The sequence below is a fragment of the Streptomyces flavidovirens DSM 40150 genome (genome assembly GCF_000429085.1).
Classification (GTDB): domain Bacteria; phylum Actinomycetota; class Actinomycetes; order Streptomycetales; family Streptomycetaceae; genus Streptomyces; species Streptomyces flavidovirens.
In genome coordinates this window covers 249,421-267,028 of sequence record NZ_AUBE01000008.1, presented here as the reverse complement: position 1 = coordinate 267,028, position 17,608 = coordinate 249,421, and the positions used below count along the sequence as shown (strand labels likewise).

The following is a 17,608-nucleotide window of genomic DNA, read 5'->3' as shown; positions in this document are numbered from 1 at the left end:
GAACCGCAGTTATGCGCGTATCCGTTTCACCCCGAAGCCCGGCCCCGGTCTGGCTGAGGCGTCACGCACGTCCGGTGCGGCGGGCGTAGGCGCGGGCGGCGCGGGCGCGGTCGCCGCAGCGGGTGGAGCACCAGTGGCGGCGGCCGTGGCGGAGCAGGTAGCGGTTGCAGGGCGCGGAGGCGCAGGCGGTGAGGCGCCCGGCTTCGGGGCCGGTGAGGAGGTCGGCGGCATCGGCGGCGAGCGCCGCCAAGGCGTGGTCGACGAGCTCCGAGGTGGGGTGGGGCATGGCGCGGTAGGGGCCGCTCTTGTCGTCCCAGGCCAGCAGCGGGGCGGTGGGAACGCGGGTCAGGGTGTCGTTGATCGCGGTGACGGCGGCGGGCAGGGCGGGGAGCCCCGCGACACGGGACGCGAACAGTGCCCGGACCTGCTCCCGCAGGGAGCGCAGTTGCGCGGCGCACATGTCGAGCATGCCCGCGTCGACCGGGGTGAGGCCTTGCTGCGTCAGCCACTGGTCGGCTCCGGCAGGCGTGCCGAGCTGGTCGACATAGTGCCCGCCCGGTAGCGCGATGGCGCTGTTGACCAGGGCGAGCGAGGGATGCCGCTCGGCCCCCGGCGCCGGCGGCAGCCCGGACTCGGTGATGAGGCTCTCTTCCATACCTCTCATGGTACGACTTGCCCGCAACCATGACTCACGGTTGAACTTGCCCACATCCGTGATGCCTGCTTATAGTCGCATCACGGTTCAAGCAAATCTATCCGTGAGGTTTTGGTGTCTGCTTCCCCTGCGACCACGCAGTTCCCCGTCCGCGTCTTCGGCGGCCCCACGGCCCTGTTCGAGTACGGCGGGCTGCGCTTTCTGACCGACCCGACCTTCGACGCCCCGTGCTCCTACCCGGCGCCCCCCGGCGCCCCGGCCCTGACCAAGACCGCCCCCTCCACCGGCACCCCCGCCGACCTCGGCCCTGTCGACGTCGTCCTGCTCTCCCACGACGAGCACGACGACAACCTCGACAACGCCGGCCGCGCTCTGCTCGCCGACATCCCGCTCACCCTCACCACCACCGGCGGCGGCGAGCGCCTCGGCCAGAAGGCCAAGGGGCTGGCCGACTGGGAGTCCATCGAGCTGGACCGCCCCGGCGGCGGCACGCTCACGGTGACCGCCGTCCCCGCCATCCACGGGCCCGGCACCCGCGAAGAGGTCGAACCGGTCTCCGGACAGGTCGTCGGCTTCGTCCTGACCGGCGAGGACCTGCCCACGGTCTACGTCAGCGGCGACAACGCGTCCCTCGACGCCGTCAGGGAGATCGCCGAACGCTTCGCCCCCATCGACACCGCGATCCTCTTCGCCGGCGCGCCCCGCTTCGCCGAAATCTTCGACGGCGGACTGATCGTCCTGGACAGCGCCCAGGCCGCCGAGGCCGCCCAGATCCTCGGCGCCCGCCGCGTGGTGCCCGTCCACTTCGACAGCTGGTCGCACTTCACCGAGGGCCGCGAGGAACTGGAGGCCGCCTTCACCGCCGCTGGTCTGGCCGACCGCCTGCAGCTGAGCTGAGCCAAACCAGCCCGCTTCCCTTCCTGTGGGGGGTACCCGGTTCGCCGGGTACCCCCCACAGGCCACAGAGCCGCATCCGACGCCGGCCTGGCGAACGCCCGCACGCAAGAGCGCGTCCTGACCGTGCTGTTCGCCTCCCAAGTGCTCAACGGCCTCGGGCTCGCCGCGGGCACCACCGTCGCCGCCCTGCTGCCCGTCATCATCGCCACCGTCCGCAAGCGGTGACACCTCACCAGAGCGGATCACCACCCCGCCGGACAGAAGGTCTCACAGCGGGCCCGCTCGTGGCGGGCCCGCACGGCGCGGGGAGGGTGGCGGGATGTTCAGGGCATCCCGCCACCCACTCCCCGCCGCGCTCTCACCGTACGATCACCTTCTCCGCAAGCAGCTTCACGGCGGCCGCGATCGAGTCGGCGTCGATCCCCGAGGCGCTCAGTTGTTCCTGCTCCGTGGCCGAGCCGGGCATGTTGCCCACGGCCAGGCGGACCAGTCGCGGCACGGGCCGTCCGTCGGAGAACACCTCGGCGACCGCGTCGCCGAGGCCGCCCTGCGGATGGTGGTCCTCCACCGTCACCAGGCAGCCGGTGCGTTCCGCCGCCTCCTGCACGGCGCGCTCGTCGACCGGCTTGACCGAGTACAGGTCGACGACCCTCACCGGCACACCGCCCTGCGCCAGCAGGTCCGCGGCACGCAGCGCCTCATGCACCGTAACGCCCGCTGCCAGCAGGGTCAGTTGGTCGTCGTCGCTCGCGCGCAGCAGCTTGCTTCCGCCGACGGGGAACTCCTCGTCGGGCCCGTAGATGACGGGCGTGGCGCCCCTGCTGGTGCGCAGGTAGCGTACGCCGCGGCTCTGCGCGTCGCCCTCCGCCATCGCGGCGACAAGCTTGGCGGTCTGGTTGGCGTCGCAGGGGTACAGGACGGTGCTGCCGTGTACGGCGCGGAACAGCGCGAGGTCTTCGAGTCCCATCTGGGAGGGGCCGTCCTCACCGATGGCGACTCCGGCGTGCGACCCGGCCAGGTTGATGCCGGCCCTGCTGACCGCCGCCATGCGTACGAAGTCGTGCGCGCGGGTCAGGAACGCGGCGAAGGTCGAGGCGTACGGGACGTAACCGCGTGTCTGCATCCCGACCGCCGCCGCGACCAGTTGCTGTTCGGCGATGTAGCACTCGAAGAACCGGTCCGGGTGCTCCTTGGCGAAGAACTGCGACCGGGTCGAGTCGCTCACCTCGCCGTCGAGGGCCACGATGTCGCCGCGCGCGGACCCGAGCGCGGCGAGCGCCTCGCCGTAGGCGTTGCGGGTGGCGACCTCGTCGCCCTTCTCGTAGCCCGGCAGCTTCAGCTTGCCGTTACGGGCGGCGCGCAGGCCGGAGCTGCGCGCCGCGGCCGGCTTCTCCACCTCCACGTGGACGAACCGGGGGCCGCCGAGCTCCTCGATCGCGCTCCCGGCGTCCTTCAGCGGCTTGCCGTGCATGCCTTCCTTGTCCTCCACGGCGGCGACACCGCGCCCCTTGCGGGTGCGCGCGATGACCGCGGTGGGCCGGCCCGTTGTCGAACGCGCCTCGTTGAAGGCGGTGTTGATGGCCTCGACGTCGTGGCCGTCGACCTCGATGGTGTGCCAGCCGAAAGCGTGCAGCCGGCGGCTGTAGGCCCCCAGGTCCCACTCGTGGCGGGTGGGACCGCGTTGCCCGAGCCGGTTGACGTCGATGACCAGGGTGAGGTTGTCGAGGTGCTCGTGGGCGGCGTGCTCGACGGCCTCCCACACCGATCCCTCGGCCATCTCGCTGTCGCCGCTGAGCACCCACACGCGGTACGGGACCCGATCCAGCCGCTTTCCCGCGAGCGCCACTCCGACGCCGACCGGCAGGCCCTGCCCGAGCGAGCCCGTCGCCACGTCCACCCAGGGCAGCCTGGGCGTGGGGTGCCCTTCGAGGCGGCTGCCGCGCCGCCGGTAGGTGAGGAGTTCCTCGTCGTCGATGGCGCCGGCCGCCCGGTACATGGCGTACAGCAGCGGGGAGGCGTGGCCCTTCGAGAGGATCAGCCGGTCGTTGCCGGGATGGTCGGGCCGGCCGAAGTCGTAGCGCAGGTGCCCGCCGAGGAGTACGGCCGCCAGGTCCGCCGCCGACATCGACGACGTCGGATGGCCCGACTGCGCGGCGTCGGCGGCCCGTACCGCGTCCACCCTGAGCTGCTGCCCGAGCTGGATGAGCTGTTCGCTGTCCATGTCACTCCCTGTGGTCACTCCTTGTGGTCATCGGTCGGGTTCACTCTGCTCCGCCCGGCCGCGCGCTCCGGGGACCCTGGCCAGTTCCGGTGACGCCGTGTCGAGCGGGACGGACCAGGACCGTACGAGTCCGAGCTGCACGGCCTGGCGCGGCAGTACGGCGTCGAGCATCCAGTCGGCGGCGACCCGCACCCGGTTGCCGGGCATGGCGGCGAGGTGGTAGCCGCGCGTGACCGCGCCCGCGACCGGGCCGGACAGGGGCACGCCGAGCGGGTTGGCGGCGGCCTTGACCCCGCCGAGGTCCACGACGAACCCCAGATCGTTGTGCCTGTACTGCTGCCGCTCCCCGTGTCCGAGGGAGGCGGCGACATTGCGGCCAGCCACCTTTCCCTGCCGGGCGGCGTGCTGCGCGGTCATCGGCGTGAACTCCCCCGGCCTGGTGAGGTCGGGCACGGCCGCCGCGTCGCCGCAGGCGAAGACCTCCGGATGGCCGGGCACTTCGAGTGTCGGCTCGACGAGCAGCCGCCCCCGTTCGACGGGCAGGCCGACCTCCGAGACCAGCGGATCGGGACGTACGCCGACACACCAGACCAGAGTCCGCGTGTCGACGAACTCCCCGTCGTCGAGCAGCACCCCCGCGCGGGTGGCCTCCTTGACGGACGTCCCCGTCCGTACGTCGACTCCGCGCCCGCGCAGTACCTTGTCGGCCGTCCGTGACAGGCGCCGGTCCAGCTCGGGCAGGACGCGCGGCGCGATGTCGAGGAGCAGCCAGCGCGGCTTGTGCCCGGCGTGCCGCCAGGCGCGCTGCTTGCGCACGAGGGCGTCGGTGAACATCTGGCCCTGGGCCGCGACCTCGGTCCCGGTGTAGCCGGCGCCGACGACGACGAAGGTGCAGCGCGCGGCGCACTCGTCCGGGTCGCCGGTGGCGGCGGCCAGTTCGATCTGGCGGGTCACGTGGTCGCGCAGGTAGAGGGCCTCGGGCAGGCCGCGGAACCCATGGGCGTGCTCGGCGACGCCGGGGACCGGCAGCAGTTTGTTGACGCTGCCGACGGCGAGCACGAGGCGGTCGTACTCCAGCTCACCCTTGTCGTCCTCGGGCCCGGTGTAGTGCACGCGCCGGGCCGCCAGGTCGATGTGGTCCGCCTCGCCGAGGACCAGCCGTACCCGCGGAAGCGTCGCGGGCAGCGAGACCGTGACGCGGCGCGGTTCGAGGATGCCGGCGGCGACCTGTGGCAGGAGGGGGAGGTAGAGGAAGTAGTCGGTGGGGTTGAGGAGGACGATCTCGGCGTTGTCCCTGAGCTGCCGGGAGAGGGTCTTCGCGGCCTGGTGGCCGGCGAAACCCGCTCCGACGATGACGATGCGGGGACGGTTACGGGTCACTGCGTTCACCTCGTAGGCGGGGCGGTTGCGGTGGACCTTCCCGGTGCCCCTGTCCCCCAGGGCCAAACACGGGGTGACGCGAGTTTCCCGGCTTACGCGCCGGATTACCCGCCGTACAGCAACCGCTCACCCGCGAGGCACCGCTCCTCATGACCGAGCACACATGCGCGTCTCGCATGCCGGGATTGCCGTCTCAGATCCCGGCATGGCGGCGTACCGTACGGCGTACCGCTTCCACCCGCTCGGACGCATTACGGAGAAGGAGTACGGCCATGCCGGAGGAGACAGCCGTCTACACCCACGGACACCACGAGTCGGTGCTGCGCTCGCACAGTTGGCGTACCGCCGCCAATTCCGCGGCGTACCTCCTGGGCGAACTGCGGCCGGGGCTCGGCGTCCTGGACGTGGGCTGCGGCCCCGGCACCATCACCGCTGACCTGGCCGCACTCGTCGCCCCCGGCCGGGTGACGGCGGTCGACGCGGAGCGGGACGTGCTCGGGCGGGCGCGTGAGGTCGCGGCGGAACGCGGTTTGGACAACGTGGAGTTCGCGGTGGCCGATGTCCACGCGCTCGACTTTCCCGACGACTCCTTCGACGTCGTCCACGCGCATCAGGTACTCCAGCACGTCGGCGATCCGGTGCGGGCGCTGCGGGAGATGCGCCGCGTGTGCCGTCCGGGTGGCGTCGTCGCGGCGCGCGACAGTGACTACGCCGCCATGACGTGGTTCCCGGAGGTGCCGCTGATGGACGACTGGCAGCAGTTGTACGGCCGGGTGGCCCGCGCGAACGGCGGCGAACCGGACGCGGGCCGCAGGCTCCTGTCCTGGGCGCGCCGGGCCGGCTTCACCGACGTGCGGGCGTCGGCGGCGACGTGGTGTTTCGCCACGCCGGAGGAGCGGACGTGGTGGAGCGGCCTGTGGGCGGACCGCACGACAGCGTCCGTGTACGCCGAACTGGCGGTGGCCGGCGGCCACGCGACGCGGGACGACCTGTCGGCGATCGCCGGGGCGTGGCGGGAGTGGGGCGGCCGGGAGGACGCGTGGTTCATGGTGCCGCACGGGGAAGTGCTGTGCCGCGCGTGAGGCGCTTGCACCGACTGCGTCGCGCCCGTTTGCGGCTCCGCCGCGTGAGCGGCGCTGCCCCACACCCCGCTCCTCAAGCGGCGGAGGGGGTGGGCGTGCCCGTGGCGCTGGAAGTGCGAATGGCGCTGGAGGTGCCAGAGGAGACGGGGGTGCCAGAGGAGACGGCGGTGACGCCCACGCGTCCTGGAAGGCGCCGAGACTTACGGGGGATGCCGTCGGGTGACCGATTTTCGCTGAGCGCGGCTCATCGAGCCGCGCTCAGCCGGGAATATCCAGCCCGTCCGGCGTTTGAGGACACGCCCGTAGGGCGTCCGGGGTCCGGGGCAGCGCCCCGGTTCGGGAAGGGGCGGGGTGGGGAAAGCCTCCGGCAGGGACCCTTGGCGTACCCCCATCGGCCCGGCACATGACCAACTACGCTGACCCCCATGGAGATCCTCGGAACCACGCTGCGCATCTGCGTCGACGACCTGGAGGCCCCGGTCGCCTTCTACGAACGCCTCACCGGGACCCGCGCGCTGCGCTTCGAGCGCGGCGGCGTATCCGTCGCCGCGGTCGGCTGCTTCCTCCTGATGAGCGGCCCCGAGTCCGAACTCGAAGTGCTGCGCAAGGTGTCGGCGACCATCGCCGTCAAGGACGTCGACGAGGCCAGCGCGGCCCTGACCGGGGCGGGGGCCCGCATCATCGCGGGCCCTGTCCCGACCCCAGTCGGCCGCAACCTGATCGCCGCGCACCCCGACGGCTCGGTCTTCGAGTACGTCGACCGGCGCCCGGCGGCCTGAGCCGGGCCTAACTTCGAGTACGTCGACCGGCGCCCGGCGGCCTGAGCCGGCCCTAATCCGCCGCCGGCCGCATCCGGTAGTCGTACGCGTCGGGCAACGGCTCGTCGCTGACGGCCGCCCACACTTCGCCGAGAATCTCCGCGCCCTCGCGCAGGTCCGGCACCTCGAACCCGGCGTCGAAGACCGCCCGCGCGCCCTCCTTGTCGCCCTCGGCGGCCAGGAGTTGCGCGTCGGCGAGCCGGAAGCGGCCGCTCGCGCGCAGGGCGGGCGGCAGCCCCTGCCAGACTCCGCGCGCCGCGTCCGGCCGCCCCGCCGCGAGCAGCGCGGCGATCGCCTCGCGCCCCAGCGCGGCCGTCGCCGCCGCCCACGCCTCACCCTCGCCCCGCTCGCGGCACAGGTCTTCGAACGCCTCGGCGTAATGATCGGCGGCGCGCCCCGCGTTGCCCGCGTCCCGGTCGGCGACGGCGAGGCAGCGCAGCAACGGCCAGCGCGACCGGGTGACTTTAAGGCCCCGCTCCCAGCTCCGCACCGCCTGCGCCACATCACCCGCGTGCCACTGGGCAACACCCAGGTGGTACTCGGTGAGGGGCTCGGCCGGCGCCGTCTCCAGCATGTCCCGCCAGTGCGGCGCGACCAGGGACGGGCCGGGCGGCGCCACCTCGTCCGACGACGGAAACGTTCCGGTGCGCAGCAACTCCAGCCAGGGCTCCTGCGGTTCGCCGAGCGTCGCCTCACCGAAGGGCGTGCCCGGCAGTTTGACTCCGGCGCGCAGGACTTCGAGGGCGCCCCACCCGGAGCCGGTGGCCAGGGACTCCCCCGGCTCGTGGTCGGCGTACGGCCGCCACGCCTCGTACGCCGACTCCACCCCTGCCCGTGGCAGCGCCTCCTCCAGGCGCGCCTCGGCCTCCGCGCGCGCCGCGGGCCAGTCCGCGCCGTGCACGGCGCCGGGGTCGGCGGCCAGCGGCCCGTACGCCTCCAGCCAGCTGAACTCGGCCCCGGCCTCCAGCGGTACGTGCTCCAGTTGGGTACGGGCGAGGCCGGCCTGGATCTCGGCGTAACCCGGTGTCCCCGGCTCGGTCAGCCACTGCTGCCAGCGCCGCCCGCCCCGTCCCGCGCCCCACAGGAACAGCTTGCGTCCGCGCAGCTCGTCGGTGGAGGTCTGGACGAGGCCCTGCCCGCCGGCGTCGAGTGAGGCGATCCACTTGCGGGCCTCGCGGGGCACTTCGTAGAAGTAGTCGGCGGGGTGTTCGCCGCGCAGCGGGTACGTACGGTCGACTCCGTCGCCGTGGGAATCCGGTACCGGTACGCGCCGCAGGCTGCGCTCGTACCCGAAGTGCCAGGCCTCGTCCGCCGGGGCGAGGACCCTGGTCCCCTCGTCCTCCGGGACCGCGATGTTGGACCACCAGTAGGTGGGGACGGTCCGCTCGTGCGGGTTGCGTATCCGTACGCCGGCGTACAGGAAGTCGGAGTCGGCCGGCAGCCACAGGTCCACCTGGAAGGGCAGGTCGCGCAGCCGTTCCCATTCCCAGAGCCTGACCATGTCGCCGCCGTCGGGGGCGGGGACGATCGCGGCGTGCAGCGGGGCGCAGGACAGCGTCGTGTGTCCGGTGGCGCCGATGTTCCACTCCAGTCCGCCGGAGAACCAGGCGCCGTTGAGCGCGAAGTCGGCGGGCTGGAAGACCGGGTTGCGGTAGAGGAGTTCGCGTCCTGACGGCTTGTGGAGCAGTGAATGCACGCGCCCGCCGAGCCCCGGCAGCACGGTCGCGCGCAGCCGGTCGTTCTCGATGACGATCGCGTCGAAGTCCGTCTCCCGGCGCTCGCGTCCGTACCCGTCCAGGACGCGGACGGGCAGGAGGGTGCGCAGCGGCTCGTATCCGACCTGCCGGGCCATGTCGCGCGGGAGCCTATCCCGCGAGCGCTCGTCGACAACGTGCTGCTCGTCGAGTGGCCGCAGGCCCGGAAGCGGGTTCTCCGGCCCCAAAGGGGCGGCGGGCAGGGTCAGTACGGCACGTCTCACGGTGGTGGCCAAGGCAGCCTCACTCCCTCACACGGGCCGCCGTCCACCGGCGCCCGGCGACCATCGGAACATGCCGGACGCCTCTGTGACCAGGGTGTCCTGCTCGGATCCGGCCACGCGGCACACGTCGTGGCACACGCTGACGCGCGGGACCGGGTCCGGGCGGCTCCCCGGTTTCGGTGGCGGTGGGGTCGGGGCACGGCTTTATTGGGGTGGGGGGTGACCGCCGGGGTTCAGTGCCGCATCTCCGTGGTAATCGCCCATCGCTCGTGGTCGCGCCAGGCGCCGTTGACGTAGATGAAGTCGGGCGAGTATCCCTCCAGCCGGAACCCGGCCCTGCGCACGAGCGCGATGGACGCCTTGTTCGCGGGCTGGATGTTGGCCTCCAGTCTGTGCAGGCCGAGGGGACCGAAGGCCTGGTCCATGACCAGGCCCAGGCCCTCGCTCATCAGGCCGCGGCCCGCCGCGTGCGCGAACGCCCCGTAGCCCAGGGCGCCGCACAGGAAGCCGCCCCCGACGATGTTGTTGATGTTGATGAAACCCGCGATGCGGCCGTCGGAGCGCTCGCACACCAGGTAGCCCGCCCTCGTCGGGTCGTCGATGAGCAGACCCGCGTAGGAGGCGTACGCCGCGGGCTGTTCCGGTGGGAAGAGCCACGGGTGGTGCAGGGTTCTACTCTCGCGCGCCCGCGCGGTGAACTCGTCGGCGTCGGCATGGCTGAAGTGCCGCAGGGCCACCCGCGGGCCCTCGGCGAGGTAGACAGCGCTCTCGGACATCCGGCCAGGCTACTTCCGCCCGCCCCTGAAGCAGCCACCGCCGCACAGCGCGCCGAAAGGGCGGTGGAGGGGGCCGTACAGGTGATACGCGCTGCCTGCCCGGCCCCCGGTGCGGCTCAGCCGAGCGAGCCCCTGACCACCGGGAGCTCCAGCACGCCGGTGTCCTCGGGGGCGCTGGTGATGGTGACCGGCTTGATGCCGCGGTTGCCGTAGTACGCGTCGTCGCTCGCCGCGACGACGAACTCCAGGCGGTGTCCCGCCGCGTACCGGTGCACGATGCCGGGCAGCGAGACCGTGAAGGGGCGGCGCACGTCGGGCACCCGGACCGGCGCGACCAGGCGCTGGACGAGGGTCTTCTCGCCGTCGGGGGCGACGTCGTACAGCTTGGCGAAGAGGACGAGCTTGTCGGCGGCGTCTGTGGAGTTCTGTACGCGCTCGGTCCGCGGGGAGACGACCTTGAGCGTCGCCTTCGGCGCGCCGACCACGTCCACGGGGGCCTTGAGCGGCCCGGTGGACCAGCCCAGGTAGGTGCCGGGGGCGTCGCCCGGCTCGCGGTCGGGCAGGCCGGTCAGGCCGGACAGCGAGTTCTCGGAGTGGCTGGTGGGAAACAGGCGGTTGCGGTATTCGCGGGCGCCGCGCACGACCTTGGAGCGGTTGTCGACGAGCTTGCCGTCGCCGGAGAGGTAGACCTTCCGCGAGAGCGCGGGCGGCGCGGCGGCCGTACCGTAACCGCTCTGCCAGTCGCGGTAGTACGCGAAGGCGGGGCCGGTGTCGGTGCCCTTCTTGCCGTGCAGGTAGCGGTCGAACCAGGCGAGGATGCGCTTGCCGACGTAACTGGTGTCCAGATTGCCCTGTCCGAGGTTGAGTTCACCTTCGGCGGGGTCGGTGAGACCGCCGCTGTGGCCCCAGGACTGCCAGATCATGCGGGTCTCGGTGCCCTGCGCCTTGAGGGTCTTGTACGTCGCCTCGGCCTCGTTGAGGTTGAAGAGGGTGTCGGCCTGGCCCTGGATGATCAGGGTCGGCGCCTTGACCCTGTGGAGGTACGAGGCCGGGGAGACGCTGCGCGCGTACGCCAGCATCTCGGCGGTGCGGTCGGCGGGGTAGCGGCCGGAGGCCAGGAGCCGGGTGGTCTCGCAGGCCTTGGTGACGAAGTGCAGACAGCCGCCGCCACCGGTCCGGGACGGGTCGAGGCCGGGGTTGAGCAGTCCCTGCGCCTCGCCCATGAGGAAGAAACCGGACGTCCACTGGTACTTGTACGCGCCGGGGGTGGCCGGGTCGTTCGCGTTGTTCGGGTCGAGGGAGTAGGCGAGGTCGTTCCAGGTGATGAGGGGCACGAGGGCGTCCAGGCGGCGGTCGTTCGCCGCCGTGGCCAGCTGGATCGTGCCACCGTAAGAGCCGCCGATCATCCCGAGACGCGGGTCGCCGGCGCCGTCCTTGACGACGTAGTCGGCGCGGGTGCCGTCGTCGGCGGCCCGTGTGCCGCCGAGGAAGTCGATGAGGCCCGACGCCGCCCGGCCGTCGATCTCCGGGTCGTTGAGCGAGATGGGGCAGCCGGACTTGCCGAAGCCGAGGCCGGAGTAGGCGAGGGCGACGTAACCGCGGGTGGCGAAGGCCTTGGCGATGACGTCGGTGGAGCCGTCGGCCTTGCTGCCGCCGAAGCCGTTGGTGGTGAGGACGGCGGGCGCGGGACGGGCCTTGTCGGCCCCGGCGGGACGGTAGAGGTCGGCGTCGACGACACACTTCCTGTCGCCCGCCTGCACGGTGAACTTCAGTGGGGTGACGGTGAATCCGGTGCTCGCGCCCGCCGGTCCGGAAGCGGCGAGGGCGAGGGGCGCGGCGAGTGCGGCGCCGGCGGCGAACACGATCGGTCTGCGGAACGCGGAGACGGGGTGGCGGCGACGGCGACGGCGACGGCGACGGGACATAGGGACCTCCACACTGAGGACACGACACCTTACCGACCAGTAATTATCGGCGCCGGTCATGCTGTGACACGTGTCTTACCACTGTCAATGGCTGCCGCGCGGATGATTGATGGAGAGTCAGTGAAGAGGGCGGCGGCTGGGCCGGACGGCGGAGCGCGGAAGGCGTTGTCAGACCCGGCTGTTACGTTCCGGGCATGACGAGGAGAAATGTTCCGTTCACAGGCGGCGAGAAGGAAAGCCTCCAGGTCAGCCTGGACCGGCACCGTGATGCCGTGCTGTGGAAGCTGGACGGGCTCGACGACGAGCGGCTGCGCCGGCCCATGACCCCGTCGGGGACGAGCCTGCTCGGCCTGGTGAAGCACCTGGCGAGCGTGGAATACGGATGGTTCTGCACCACGTTCGGGCGTGAGAGCGAGCCGCTCTGGTTCGATCCGTTCAAGGGCGAGGACATAGTGGTGGCCGACGGCGAGTCGACCTCGGACATCGTGGAGTTCTACGGGCGCGCGCGGGCAGCGGCCGACCGGGCCGTGGCCGAGCTCGACCTGGACACGCTGGGCACTTCGTGGTCGGGCAACACCGTGTCGATGCGCTGGGTGCTCATCCACATGCTGGAGGACACCGTGCGGCACGCGGGCCACATGGACATCCTGCGGGAGCTCATCGACGGGGCGACGGGAGACCACCCCGGCGCCTGAGCCCCGCCGGTCGCCTCAGCGCAGCGCGGGCACGTCGAGGGTGAGGGTGCGGGTGTCCGTGTCGAGTACGGCGGGCACACCCAGCGGCATGGTCAGGGCGGTCGCGCAGTGCCCGAAGCCCAGCTCCTCGACGACCGGCACCCCCAGGGGACCCAGCCGGTCGTACAGCAGCGTCCGTACCTCCTCCGCGTACGGGCCGCAGTCCTCCCACGAGCCGAGGGCGACGCCCGCCACACCGTCCAGCCAGCCGGAGCGCGACAGTTGCGTGAGGATCCGGTCTAGGCGGTACGCCTCCTCGCCGGTGTCCTCAATAAGCAGCAGCCCGCCGCGCGCGCCGGCGCGCGCGTCCGGGGTGCCGAGGCCGGCGGCGAGCAGGCTGACGCAGCCGCCGAGCGTGACGCCGCGCGCCCGGCCGGGGACCAGTACGCCCGCTGTCTCCAGCCCCAGCGTCATGACCGACTCCGGCTCGAACAGCGTGGCCCGCAGCGATTCCCGGGTGCGGGCGTCCTTGAGGAAGGACGTCGTGGCGGCCATCGGACCGTGCAGGGTGGCCAGCCCCAGCCGTACGGCGAACGCTTCGTGCAGCGCCGTGATGTCGCTGTACCCGACGAAGACCTTGGGCCCGGCCGCGCGCATCGCCGCCCAGTCGAGCAGGTCCACGATGCGCTGGACGCCGTAACCGCCCCGCGCGCAGATCACCGCGTCCACCGACGGGTCGCACCAGGCCTCCTCCAGGTCCCGGACCCGCCGCTGGTCCGCACCGGCGAGATAGCCCAAGTCCCGGTGCACGTCCAGCACATGGCGTCCCACCACCGGATCGAGGCCCCAGCCCCGCAGGATGTCCAGTCCCGTCTCCAGCCGTTCCCCGGGGACGGGCCCGCCGGGCGCCACGACGGCGACCCGCGCGCCCTGCCTCAGCCGCGCGGGCCGGGTCAGCGGCGCAAGGGTCATGTGGCGAACTCCAGAGGTGGTACGTCGCCCCGGTCGATGCCGAAGGCCTGCACGTACAGGGAGAGTTCGGCCTCCAGCGCGCGGGCCATGGTCTCGGCCCTGCGGAAGCCGTGCCCCTCCCCCTCGAAGGCGATGTACGCGTGCGGGACGCCGCGCCCCGCCATGCGCTCCAGGAACCGCTCGCACTGCACGGGCGGGCAGATCACGTCGTCGAGCCCCTGGAGCAGCAGGAAGGGCGCGGTGATCCGGTCCGCCCGGTGGGCGGGCGAACGGTCGCGGTAGCGGTCGGCGTAGGCGGGGAGCGGCCCGACGAGGCTCTCCAGGTAGCGGGATTCGAAGTCGTGGGTCTCGCCCGTCGCCCAGGCCGCCAGGTCCAGGATCGGGTAGATGACGGTGCCGCAGGCGTACACATCCGTGGCGGCCAGCGAGGCGGCCGCCGTCCAGCCGCCCGCGCTGCCGCCGCGGATCGCAAGCCTTCGCCGATCCGCGGTGCCCTCCTCGGCGAGGGCTACGGCGACGGCGGCGCAGTCCTCGACGTCCACGACGCCCCACTGTTCGCGCAGCCGGTTGCGGTACTCACGCCCGTACCCCGTCGATCCGCCGTAGTTGACCTCGGCCACCCCGATGCCGCGCGAGGTGAAGTAGGCGATTTCCAGGTCGAGTACGAGCGGTGCACGTTGTGTCGGCCCGCCGTGCGCCCACACGACGTACGGCGGCAGTTCGTCGGCGGGCGCGACGCGGCCCGGATTGTGCGGCGGGTAGATGTGGGCGTGCGTCTCACGGCCGTCGGGCCCGGTGAAGACGCGGATCTGCGGCTCGGGGTAGAAGGACGGGTCGACCGGGTCGTCGTGCGCGGAGCCGATGACCCGCGTGCGCCCGGTGCGGGTGTCGAGTTCCATGACCTCGTACGCGCTGCGCGGGCTCGCGGCGACGCCGACGACCCGGCTGCCGTGCACGGCGAGGGTGGGGGCCCATTCGGTCCAGGGCCCCGCGGAGTCGACGACTTCGCAGCTGGCCGGATCGAGGATGCCCAGCGTGGTGGAGCCGCTGCCGTGGATGACGGCGACAAGGCCGTTGTCCAGCGGGTGGAACCAGCGCAGGCCGGTCTTCCACAGCGGCCCGCCGAACTCCTCGTCACGGGAGCAGAGCGCCACCGTCTCCCCGTGCGTGTCCGCGCGGTAGAGGTTCCACCATCCGGTGCGGTCGCTGGAGAAGAGGAGCTGCCCGTCGGCGGTCCAGTCGACCTGGGCGACCGACTCGTCGGGCCCGCCGAGCAGGCGCCGCGGTTCCTGGAAGGTGCCGTCATCGGCGACGTCCGCCAGAATCACCTCCGTGCCGTCCCAGGGCATCCGCGGATGGTCCCAGGCGATCCAGGCGACGCGGCGCCCGTCCGGGGACACGCGCGGCCCGGTGACGAAGCGGTGCGCGCCGTCGGAGAGTTCGGTTACGGCGGCCCGGTCGCCGGCGGCCGATCCGTCGAGCGGTACGGCCGCGATGACACGCCGTACGTCGGTGGGCCCTTCGCCCGTGAACTCCTCCAGTACGCACCACACCTCACCCGCCGCGCCCCGGTCCATGCGGAGCTGCGGGTCGGCCCAGCGCAGCCCGCCGCCGACCGCCGACACGGGGGTGAGCGGGCGGGGCGCGGCGCCGGGCGCGTCGGGTTCGTACGCGTAGAGCCGCTGGTCGGGGAAGTGGACGAAGACGACGAGCGGCCCGCCCACCGCCCGCTGTGCCCCGGCCCAGGGCTGTCCGCCGTACTCGATGACCCTGCTGCGTACGTTCCAGGGGGCGGGCAGAACCGATTCCTCGCCGCCGTCCGCCCGCCGGCGCACCAGCGCGCGCCGGCCGCCCTCGGTGGGACGGGGAGCCGTCCACCACACCTCGTCGCCTATCACGCCGACGTACTCGGGGTGCCCGTCGTGCGAGGCGGCGAGCTCGGCGCCGATCGGCGACGGCCAGCTTCCGTACGTCCCTGTGGGCACCATGCCTGCCAACTCCCCCTGCCGGGCGGTCTTCCCGCTATGCGGTCTTCAGGTAATGGTCGAGCACGCGCACGCCGAAGTGGAGGGCCTCGACAGGTACGCGCTCGTCGACGCCGTGGAAGAGGGCGCCGTAGTGGAAGTCGACGGGCAGCTTCAGCGGCGAGAAACCGTAGCCGGTGATGCCGAGCCGTGAGAACTGCTTGGCGTCCGTGCCGCCCGACATGCAGTACGGCACGACATGCCCGCCGGGCGCGAAGTGCTCCACCGCCGCGCGCAGTTTCGCGTACGTCGGCGAGTCGGTCGGCGCCTCCAGGGCGGTCTCCCGGTGGTGGAACTCCCAGTCCACCTGATCGCCGGTGAGCCGGTCCAGGGTCCGGCGGAACTCCTCCTCGCCGCCCGGCAGGAACCGCCCGTCGACGTAGGCGGTCGCCCGCCCCGGAATGACGTTGACCTTGTACCCGGCGTCCAGCATCGTCGGGTTGGCGCTGCCCCGTACCGTCGCCTCGACCAGCTCGGCGGCCGGGCCCAGCTTGTTGAGCAGGGCGTCCACATCGAAACCGGGCGCATCGAAATCCGGTACGTCGAGCTGGTGCAGGGCCGCCAGCTCGGTGAGACAGGCCCGGACGGTCGGCGTGAGCCGCACCGGCCATTCGTACGCGCCGATCCGGGCGATGGCGGCGGCCAGCCTGCTCACGGCGTTGTCCCGGTTGACCTTGGAGCCGTGGCCGGCCGTGCCGACGCCGGTGAGCTTGAGCCAGCCGGTGCCCCGCTCCCCCGCGGCGATCGGGTAGATCTCCATGCCGGGGCCGGCGTGGAAGGTGTAGGCGCCGGATTCGCTGATGCCTTCCGTACAGCCTTCGAAGAGTTCCGGGTGAGCGTCGGCGAGGAAACCGGAGCCGTCGACCGCGCTGGCCTCCTCGTCGGCGGTGAAGGCGAGGACGATGTCGCGGCGCGGCCGGGTGCCGGAGCGCGCCCAGGCCCGTACGACCGCGAGAACCATCGCGTCCATGTTCTTCATGTCGATCGCGCCACGGCCCCAGACGACTCCGTCGCGGACTTCCCCCGAGAAGGGGTGCACGCTCCAGTCGGCGGGTTCGGCGGGTACGACGTCGAGGTGGCCGTGGACGAGGAGCGCGTCGGCGGACGGGTCCGTGCCGGCGATCCTGGCCACGACGTTGGTCCGGCCGGGGGTGCGTTCGAGCAGGAGGGGGGCCAGGCCGGCCTCAGCGAGCCGCTCCGCGACGTACTCGGCGGCAGGGCGCTCGCGGCAGTCGCCGCCGCCCCGGTTGGTGGTGTCGATGCGGATGAGCTCGGACGTGAAGGTCACCACCTCGTCGAGCGCGAGCGCGAGCGCGTCGGCCGGCTGCTGCTCACCCATACTGCTCCTCCACGGCGGACGAGACGATCGTCGTGACGGCCTTGAACGTACGAATGCCCTCATACATCGTCGTGCTGGTGTACGCGACACGCCGTTCTCCGGTCGCCTCCACCCCCGGTACCACGGTGGCGGCCCCCGCAAGGTGCTCCGCGTCGAATTCCAGCTCCACGGTGAACGGGCCGCCGCGCACCGGTTCGTGGCGTACGGCGAGAGCCGTCGCCTCCTTGGCCGCGGCCCTGATGTCCGCGGCGGTACGGGCCGGGGTGCGGCAGACGGCGGCGTACCGCGAGACGTGGTCCTTGACCGCGACCTTGCGGGCTCCGGGGGCGTACCCCTCGGCGTCCTGGCAGGTCAGGTCGTCGCCGGTGACGAGAACCACCGGTACGCCGTACTCCGCGACGACGTGTGAGTTGAGCAGGCCCTCACTGGCCCGTACGCCGTTCACCCACACGCCCGTGATGGAGTTGGCGAGGTACGTGTGGGCGAGGACGCCCTCGGTGCCGGCGCCGGTGTGGTAGCCGACGAACGCGATGCCGTCCACGTCCCCGTGCTGCACGCCCTCGACCATGCTGAGGGACTTGTGCCGGCCCGTCAGCATCTCGGCGCGCTCGTCGAACCGCTCCAGGAGGAGGTTGCGCATCGACCAGTGCGCCTCGTTGATGAGGACCTCGTCGGCGCCCCCGTCGAAGAACCCGAGGACGGCCGCATTCACGTCCGACGTGAACAGGGACCGGCAGCGCTCCCACTGCGCGGTCCCCGGCAGTACGTCGGCCGGCCAGGTGACACCGGTGGCGCCCTCCATGTCGGCGCTGATGAGGATCTTCATGCGGCCTCACGTTACGCGCCGGCGCGGGCCCCGGCCAGGAC

14 protein-coding genes are annotated in these 17,608 nt (G+C 72.3%); 4 read left to right on the top strand and 10 right to left on the bottom strand.

Annotation, left to right across the window (positions count from 1 at the left end; all coding sequences use genetic code 11):
- Positions 1-61: 61 nt before the first annotated feature.
- A complete protein-coding gene (locus G412_RS0116200; RefSeq protein ID WP_028813001.1) occupies positions 62-655 on the bottom strand; it encodes a CGNR zinc finger domain-containing protein in 594 nt (197 codons plus the stop codon).
- 114 nt (positions 656-769) lie between these two features.
- Between G412_RS0116200 and G412_RS0116195 the strand changes: the two genes are divergently transcribed.
- Positions 770-1,552 carry an MBL fold metallo-hydrolase gene (locus G412_RS0116195; RefSeq protein WP_028813000.1) on the top strand — a complete coding sequence of 261 codons (783 nt, stop codon included), beginning with the start codon at positions 770-772 and terminating at the stop codon, positions 1,550-1,552.
- 358 nt (positions 1,553-1,910) lie between these two features.
- Here G412_RS0116195 and G412_RS0116185 read toward each other — a convergent pair whose 3' ends face one another.
- Entirely contained in the window at positions 1,911-3,773 is a 1,863-nt protein-coding gene (locus G412_RS0116185; RefSeq protein ID WP_028812999.1) for a transketolase, read from the bottom strand.
- Positions 3,774-3,800: 27 nt separating this feature from the next.
- Positions 3,801-5,153, bottom strand: a complete 1,353-nt coding sequence (locus G412_RS0116180; RefSeq protein WP_208857889.1) for an NAD(P)/FAD-dependent oxidoreductase — start codon at positions 5,151-5,153, stop codon at positions 3,801-3,803.
- Between the two features lie 272 nt (positions 5,154-5,425).
- On the opposite strand from G412_RS0116180, the gene G412_RS0116175 reads away from it, so the two are divergent.
- Positions 5,426-6,235 carry a methyltransferase domain-containing protein gene (locus G412_RS0116175; protein ID WP_028812997.1) on the top strand — a complete coding sequence of 270 codons (810 nt, stop codon included), beginning with the start codon at positions 5,426-5,428 and terminating at the stop codon, positions 6,233-6,235.
- Positions 6,236-6,660: 425 nt separating this feature from the next.
- Positions 6,661-7,014: a VOC family protein gene (locus G412_RS0116170; protein WP_028812996.1), complete on the top strand. Its 354-nt coding sequence runs from the start codon at positions 6,661-6,663 to the stop codon at positions 7,012-7,014.
- Between the two features lie 52 nt (positions 7,015-7,066).
- Here the strand turns inward: G412_RS0116170 and G412_RS0116165 are convergent, their stop codons facing one another.
- The 3 genes from G412_RS0116165 to G412_RS0116155 form a co-directional block, all read right to left on the bottom strand.
- Positions 7,067-9,043, bottom strand: a complete 1,977-nt coding sequence (locus G412_RS0116165; RefSeq protein WP_028812995.1) for a DUF5107 domain-containing protein — start codon at positions 9,041-9,043, stop codon at positions 7,067-7,069.
- A 221-nt stretch (positions 9,044-9,264) separates the two neighbouring features.
- On the bottom strand, positions 9,265-9,807 hold the full coding sequence (locus G412_RS0116160) for a GNAT family N-acetyltransferase (protein ID WP_028812994.1): 543 nt from the start codon (positions 9,805-9,807) through the stop codon (positions 9,265-9,267).
- 116 nt (positions 9,808-9,923) lie between these two features.
- Positions 9,924-11,732: an alpha/beta fold hydrolase gene (locus G412_RS0116155; protein WP_051338393.1), complete on the bottom strand. Its 1,809-nt coding sequence runs from the start codon at positions 11,730-11,732 to the stop codon at positions 9,924-9,926.
- 194 nt (positions 11,733-11,926) lie between these two features.
- Here G412_RS0116155 and G412_RS0116150 point away from each other — a divergent pair, with 194 nt between their 5' ends.
- On the top strand, positions 11,927-12,427 hold the full coding sequence (locus tag G412_RS0116150; RefSeq protein WP_028812992.1) for a DinB family protein: 501 nt from the start codon (positions 11,927-11,929) through the stop codon (positions 12,425-12,427).
- Between the two features lie 15 nt (positions 12,428-12,442).
- Here the strand turns inward: G412_RS0116150 and G412_RS0116145 are convergent, their stop codons facing one another.
- Genes G412_RS0116145 through G412_RS0116130 form a run of 4 tightly spaced genes read right to left on the bottom strand, consistent with a single transcriptional unit; the run spans position 12,443 to position 17,567 of the window.
- Positions 12,443-13,378, bottom strand: coding sequence for a S66 peptidase family protein (locus tag G412_RS0116145; RefSeq protein ID WP_028812991.1), 936 nt, complete (start codon positions 13,376-13,378; stop codon positions 12,443-12,445).
- A complete protein-coding gene (locus G412_RS0116140) occupies positions 13,375-15,366 on the bottom strand; it encodes an LpqB family beta-propeller domain-containing protein (RefSeq protein ID WP_028812990.1) in 1,992 nt (663 codons plus the stop codon). Before G412_RS0116140 ends, G412_RS0116145 begins: the two co-directional genes overlap by 4 nt.
- A gap of 34 nt (positions 15,367-15,400) precedes the next feature.
- Positions 15,401-16,741 carry a M20/M25/M40 family metallo-hydrolase gene (locus G412_RS0116135; RefSeq protein WP_028812989.1) on the bottom strand — a complete coding sequence of 447 codons (1,341 nt, stop codon included), beginning with the start codon at positions 16,739-16,741 and terminating at the stop codon, positions 15,401-15,403.
- A complete protein-coding gene (locus G412_RS0116130; protein ID WP_028812988.1) occupies positions 16,734-17,567 on the bottom strand; it encodes a M55 family metallopeptidase in 834 nt (277 codons plus the stop codon). The genes G412_RS0116135 and G412_RS0116130 overlap by 8 nt, the downstream gene beginning before the upstream one ends.
- Between the last annotated feature and the right edge of the window lie 41 nt (positions 17,568-17,608).